The 6,810-nt window shown below is 32.6% G+C and carries 4 protein-coding genes and 1 pseudogene; 1 reads left to right on the top strand and 4 read right to left on the bottom strand.

Translation table 11 applies throughout. The annotated features are described in order from the left end of the window. Positions 1-236: pseudogene (locus B5P40_RS31425) on the top strand (recombinase family protein); the annotation flags it as partial. Between the two features lie 246 nt (positions 237-482). On the opposite strand, the gene B5P40_RS31420 reads toward B5P40_RS31425, so the two are convergent. From B5P40_RS31420 to B5P40_RS31405, 4 genes are all read right to left on the bottom strand, one after another. Continuing rightward, the gene (locus B5P40_RS31420; protein ID WP_078177334.1) at positions 483-1,334 is read right to left on the bottom strand and encodes a P-loop NTPase family protein; all 852 of its coding nucleotides are present in this window, start codon (positions 1,332-1,334) and stop codon (positions 483-485) included. A 508-nt stretch (positions 1,335-1,842) separates the two neighbouring features. After that, positions 1,843-2,706: a hypothetical protein gene (locus tag B5P40_RS31415; protein ID WP_078177333.1), complete on the bottom strand. Its 864-nt coding sequence runs from the start codon at positions 2,704-2,706 to the stop codon at positions 1,843-1,845. A 70-nt stretch (positions 2,707-2,776) separates the two neighbouring features. Further along, positions 2,777-5,077: a hypothetical protein gene (locus tag B5P40_RS31410; RefSeq protein ID WP_100248492.1), complete on the bottom strand. Its 2,301-nt coding sequence runs from the start codon at positions 5,075-5,077 to the stop codon at positions 2,777-2,779. Positions 5,078-5,302: 225 nt separating this feature from the next. Then, complete coding sequence (locus B5P40_RS31405) at positions 5,303-6,364, bottom strand: alpha-xenorhabdolysin family binary toxin subunit A (RefSeq protein WP_048567328.1); 1,062 nt, start codon at positions 6,362-6,364, stop codon at positions 5,303-5,305. Positions 6,365-6,810: the final 446 nt, after the last annotated feature.

Genomic DNA, 6,810 nt, shown 5'->3' with positions numbered 1-6,810 from the left:
AGAGACAAGCGGAAGGGATTGCGATAGCTAAATCTCAAGGAAAACATTTAGGCCGTCCTCAAGTGAACCTTTCGACCTTAAGCAAACAACAAATAAATATAATAGAAGAAACTCATTCAAAATGGAAGAGTGGCGAAATTACTGCTGTTATGTTTATGGAAATGTTAGAACTCAAGAAAAATACGTTTTATAAAATAATGAAAGAATATGAAGAGAACAAATTACAAACTAACTAAATGAAGAATAAGAGCCGGATGTTTCTTAGAGTAGAAAATCCGGCTCATTTTATGTCAAGATTTGCTTAGCGTATATTTTCGTTAAAATGTGGGCGGGCCCCCTAATAGGAGTACCACCAGCATTTCAAAAAAAAAACACGCTAAGACAAAAAATATAATAAGCTGTCCATATGGACAGCTTATTTACATAATTATCGTTATTGGAAGTTAAAAATTCTTAGTTTCTTGCTTAATTAAAGCACTACATTAATCTAGAAATTCAAGTGATTCCAATTTTTCAATTATCATTGACTTATATTTGATAGCTTCATACTGTGAATTATCAATTTTTGTCTTTTTTATATTTAACATATCAAATATTTCTCTTTCAATATCTCTTCTTGCTTCTAAAACTTTAATTGTTCCGTCTAAACCGTGATAGCCTTTCATTTTCCCATACCCTTGATTTGTATAATACTCAATAAATCCAGCAGACCATTCTTTTGCTCTTTCATTAAATACCTTTCTGAATGAGAATTCCAAATCATCTTGTTCTATATAAAACAATACTGGATTTAATTTCTCTATGATTTTCGCTAATGCATTAATATAACTTATAACTTTCTCTTTTTTTTCACCATATTTAACCATTCCGATTGTTAATGGATTTTGTATGAAGCAACATTCAAAAATATAGGTTTTATTTTCGTTGTTGGCTATTTCAACAAAATCCCTCCATTTTTCAGTTATTAATTCAATATTTCTTTCTAGCGGTAATTCATAAATATCATTTTTGAAAATGATATTTAATAAACTTTCAGGAAAATTAGAGCTGTATTCATTTTTAATTTTTTTATATGGCAATAAATAATTGTTTCCTCGCTTCGTGACTCTATCACTAATTACTTCCCTAAAATCACCACTATTCACTAACAAACTTTCGAATTCACTTTTATCAAAACAAGATACCCCATCATAATCAGCAGGGTGGTCTGGATTCCCTTCAAGAAATAACTCAACGTCAATATTTTTTTCAATTAGAATATCGTAAAGCAAGTTTGCAGTGGTGGATTTCCCAAAGCCAGGAAGCCCTTCTACTATGATTAATTTTGTATTCAAAAAAATCTACACCTTTCTAAGACAAAATAAAAGATTTTAAATTAAAAATAAATTTTCCACTGAACTCACCCTCGCCTCTTTTCTAAATTTTACCATCTAAATAATACGATAGTAAAGAAGTTTTTCTTGTATACCATATACATACTCGGTTAACATAACGTCTCATTATGGGATACGGAAACGATTCAGGGAATGAGGGGCCACTCTGGAAGTTTATTCCTCTAATTGTTTCCGTACCCAGCCAACCTAAAAAGTAAAACTGAGTTCATGTTTTTTTATAATTAGTAAAATAGACAGTTAAATATTCATATAAAAAACCCGTTGTATCAATACATACACATGATACAACGGGTTTTTAGGGGTTTAACATTTTCTTAGTTTTGTAAAACTCATTTTATTGTCTTCATTTGTAATACTTTCTAAAAATCCTAAAATTAAAACAAAACTGAAACCAGTCTTGTTCGTTTAGCTGATAGAGCAATACCCTATATAATAAGAGTAATTAGCCTCAAGAAATGTTAATTGCGTTTTTATAGAAGTTTTCAGCTTCATCACGAATTGCTTTCCAATCTTCAAAGGCCAATTCAAGTTCTAAAGCAGCAATAAACTCCTCTAAATTTTCGATATCATCAATATTATCTGCTAGTTCTTTTAGATCATAAGATATAGCGCTCCATATTCTATGGACTTTTCGAATAACAGGTAACACGAACTCTTTATTCCGAATCAAACTCATGACTGGAGCTACTAAATAGACAACCGTGTTTTGTGCGACAACGAAATCATTTGAATTTTGCAGTGGTAACTGTGACATCAGATATGACCAAGTTTGTTCTGCTTCTTCGTATTTTTGAATCTCTGAATAAAATTCGGAAAGGGATGTTGCCAAAGACTGAGACTGTTGATAATATGTTTGTGCGTGATTAGATAGATCTTTACATATATTTATGAATTTAGATTTTGTATTGGGGGATAATTTACCAGTTAATGCTTCCGATATTACTTGATTAAGATCATTATAATATTTAATAGAGATTAAATCCGCAAAGGCTACAATATTTTGAGCAATGATAAGTATATCTTTATGTCCTCCATTGTCCCAGAACCTACATTTTTCTCTAACGTTTAACTTAGTTGCAATTGCCTCTTCAACTAATCTACTAAAAGTAGAAGTTGTTATGAGTCTATCCCAATTACTTTTGACTTTCCCATCGAGTACGAGATACATTCTTTCCTTGACTTGATCGATACTAGTTGGTGCTGAAATCCATCTGTTCAAATATTGAGCGAATGAACGCCATTCATCTATTGTTAGGAGAAAAGGGGAATGTTTCCCGCCTAATTCACGTGGAGAAAAGGCTAAATTGTTCATGTTAACACCCCTCTAAATTATTTTAAGTTGTAATTGCTTATTCCATTTTAAAAAGATTCCATTAAATCATTTAAGACAGGATTTTTTTCTTGTAATTAGCAACAAGAGATCCTGCTAGTTCCATTCGGATTTTTGTAATCTTAGAAAGATCTGGCCCATCCTGTACTTTAATTGTCCAAGTTGTAAAAGGATTTGGAATAAAGTAATCATAAGCAAATTCCTCTGCTATCGTGCCATCAGTAATAATCGTTGAACCTATATAGCTAAAACCTCGATTAAAGGGCTCTGTATTAAATTGAAACTTTTTATTTTTATAATCATCATAATAATGTCCCGAATTCGTGATCCGTATTTGTACTTTAGAAGTAGCATCAACTCCATCTAACCAAATTCGCATTAATTTAAGTCGAACACGGTACTCGTTTTCAAAAAACGAATCATTTAGGTTGATTTCCCAAGAAGCTTCTCTTGTCTCCTTCAGGGTTTTCAAAGCATTAGAATCTGTAATCTCTATTGTTCGATTTTGAAATGGTTGAGGTGGTGGACTAAACTGTTTTAAGGCCTCCATACAGTCCTTTTGTAATGTAGCAACATCCACTTTTAATTCTGATACATCTTTTAAAATATTAGGATTTACATCTGAATCGCGAAGAGCCCAATACTTATAAGCATGTTTATAATTTGCTAAAGCTACAAATAGAATTTGCTTCATATCTAAATAGCGTTGATATAATTTTTGTTCCATTTCTTCGTTTTCAGATTCTTGCCCTTCAAGATTCTTAATATACTCTTTCAATCTCGCAAGATCTGCTTGATGAATATGTTTTTCTAGCAACAGACGAAATAGCTCTTGACTACAGCGAATGATAATAACTTGATTCGAAGCAAGTGTTTGACCATAAACAGCTAGAATATCTAATGATAGTAGATACTCTCTAGCCCCCTCAACTTCTTTCTTAATAGCATCTTCTAACGCAGCGGCTATTTTCAACTGAAATATTTTCCACGTTGCCTCTCCAGTCAGATCCTCTTTAGGAAGTTCCCACTCATTTTCTTGAATTTTTTTTAAGAGTTCTTCTGAGAAATCCATATCCGTGGATGCTTTTGATATCTCTGCAGCTAGTGCATATATTTTATTAATTAATTCAACTAATTCATTAAGTTTCTCCATACATTCTTTTAATGATTGCGCTAATGCAGCTAGCTGACCTCCAGCTTCTATTACTTCTTTTAAACTGTTAATTATATCGATAATTTCTCCAGGTGCTGCAGTCCCTCCTGTAGCAATTATCGAGCCTATAGATTCTGCAAAATTGAGAACGGCGCTCACCATTTTAAAAGCCATTTTCATTTGTTGTTCATAATGATACTTTTTAAGCCCATACTCGAAATCAATTTTAGCTATTGTTACAACATGTTGCTGTTTTTCGAATTGATACAAAGATGATTCAACAGCATTTTGAGCACTTCTCAGATTATCTTTTGCTTGATTAATTAGTGTTTCTTTAAATAACAATGTATCCTGTTCATGCTGGAGCATAAGAGTAGCTGCTGCTTTTCGATCTGCAATTGCTAGGTTTTTATCTAAGTAACGGTGATATTGTTCCTCAAAATGTTGTGCTGCCGCCAAGAAAGCATTAATTTCATCCCTATAAAGATCTTTATCCAGAAGTGGAACAAACGTATTCTCACCATAGTTAGCAGTTAAAATGGTAAGTAATGCAGTGCTTTGTATACACAATGAACTTAAATCTTTATATTGAGCTGTAAAAGCTTTCAACCAGTTTAACTGATCAGCTGCAATATCCGGTTGAGATTCATAAAATAGACAAGCTACTTGGAAAACAGACATAAATAGTTTTGGGAATTGAGGTGTAGGAACTACATACGAAATTTCTTCTTTGGTGAATGTACCATCTTTATCGGACAAACGTACGCCTTTATTTCTCAGTTCTATTGGATATGGCGATGGGGAACTTTGATTGTAGATAGGAATAGCATGTAACGTTCCAGAAAGCTCAAGTCCATAAATCGTCAATTGTGCGAGCTTACTTCCATCTTTGTAATCTAGTCGAATCTCTGCTTTTCCATCTGATTCAATTTCCACACGTCTTGTTCGGATAACTAGTTGCATATCTTTTAAAGTACAGTTAAATTTATCAGGAATTCGAACAACATCTGCAAAAATCGAAATCATATTTGGCATTAGTTGATTTTCCTCAATAAACTTATATACTTCACCTAAATCAACAAATAAACTGCGAATTTCATATTTTGTTTTCGTAGTACTTGAGTAAAAAGTTCCTGGGATATGCTGATTATTCAACAATTCTTCATATAGTTTTTTATAATCCACTTTATGGGCTAACATGTATTTCCCCCATCTACATAAAATTAGGGACAAAAGAAGTTAAATATTACACAAGCGAGAATTCAATCTCTGTTTCTTTAGCTCCTTTTATCCCTATATTAACGGTTAAGTTATTTGTTGTAACTGCTCAATTCTTAAACTTACGTAATAAAAACAACTGATTTATTTGAGATAACACATAGGTTTATTCTATTTGTTCGGTTCTATTAATTACTTTTAGTGTACTTATGCAATATATTGATCAACTATATATTCTACATCTGCATTAACTCGGAAATCATCCGCTTGTTTACCTACTGCTTCCCATTGTAAAATTGCCAATTCAATTCCTAAATCAGCAAATTCCGGATCATTTTGAATATCTTCCATTACAATTTCCGATAGTACTGATAGATCTTCGTGAAGAGAATTCCAAATCCCCTTGATTTTCTCAATTACAGGAAGCGCATCCTCAATTTGTTTTTGGGTTTTGTCGGTTCCCACATCTGCCTTATCGAGTAAAGCCATCAAATAAACATTTCGCTGTATGATTTCCCCATTTGCTTTGATTTTTTCCCTTGTGGCTTCAATTCTAGCTTGTAACGCTTTTCCTTTCGTACTATCGAGAATTGCCTTTAACGCAAAACCAAAAACAGGGCCAAGTAGTAAAGACAGCCAAGATTGAGATTCATAATCTTTGAACTCTTCCATGTATTTCTCTAGATCTTTCCGCAAGCTTTCTACTTCAGCTCTAAGGCGTTTTACCTCTTCGCTATGATCGCCATACAATTTATCATATTTATTTTTTACCGTTGTTAAGTTAGTATAATCAGATTTAGTATCTTTAGCGAATTGTCCAACGGCATCCGCTAATGTTTTAGCGTGGTCCCCAAATTCTTTCGCTTCATTCGCTAACCTGGCACAAATTTTCTTGAACTGTTCTAACGCCACCGTATCCCCATCTAAAATATCTGGTAAATAACCAATTAAGGGTTGATAGTAGACCTTTGCTCTTCTTGAATAATTGACAATTTGATTCGCAACAGTAAGAACTTCTCTGTAGGTATTATCGTTCCAGTTTCCACAATGACCTTTAATACTTGTATGAACAGTATATAACTCTTTAAAATCTGGAAGTGTTGCTGAGCTACCCATTAATAAAGCAAGGCGCATCTCTCGATCATTTACAGGTAAATATGCACCATCACCTGTGTATTTTTGAACTTTAATCCAGTCTTCTTTTTTTAGTAAAAATGGAGATTCTTCCTTACCACCAAGGTCCCTTGCTGAAATATCTCTTTTTACCATAACAATACACCCTTTCTATTTTATAAAATGAAATTATATTATTGTTCGCACTCCTTCTATAGCAAAAAATACGTCCAATATTTCGAACTTCAAACTGTACATAGTAAAGTAGAATACAATTTCAACAATCAATTCATCTCTCCCTTAATTTGGTTATTTTGATACCCATTCAGTATAATTTACAAACTCCTAATCTAGAATTGAGAAATATATTTTTTAGTGTAATTTCTAGCGTGTTCCCTGAATTTTTAAGTTGCCATATATTCCGTATTAGAGAACACTATATTCAGAATATAAATTATATTAGAAGTCCGTTCTAAAATTCAAAAGTTTACTTTCGAATTTATAATAAAAAGCAAAAAGAACTTGTAGGGGTAGCACCACACATCCATCAACTTAAGGTATATTTTTATACAAAACGCGGTCTTTTCACGTAGTATTTTATT

Origin of the sequence: Bacillus sp. SRB_8 (genome assembly GCF_003264205.1) — a bacterium.
Classification (GTDB): Bacteria; Bacillota; Bacilli; order Bacillales; family Bacillaceae_G; genus Bacillus_A; species Bacillus_A mycoides.
This window is presented reverse-complemented; position numbering and strand designations above follow the sequence as displayed.

Coding starts and splice junctions, on each gene's coding strand:
- B5P40_RS31415 (WP_078177333.1), bottom strand. CDS start 2,706: ATGAACAATTTAGCCTTTTCTCCACGTGAATTAGGCGGGAAACATTCC.
- B5P40_RS31410 (WP_100248492.1), bottom strand. CDS start 5,077: ATGTTAGCCCATAAAGTGGATTATAAAAAACTATATGAAGAATTGTTG.
- B5P40_RS31405 (WP_048567328.1), bottom strand. CDS start 6,364: ATGGTAAAAAGAGATATTTCAGCAAGGGACCTTGGTGGTAAGGAAGAA.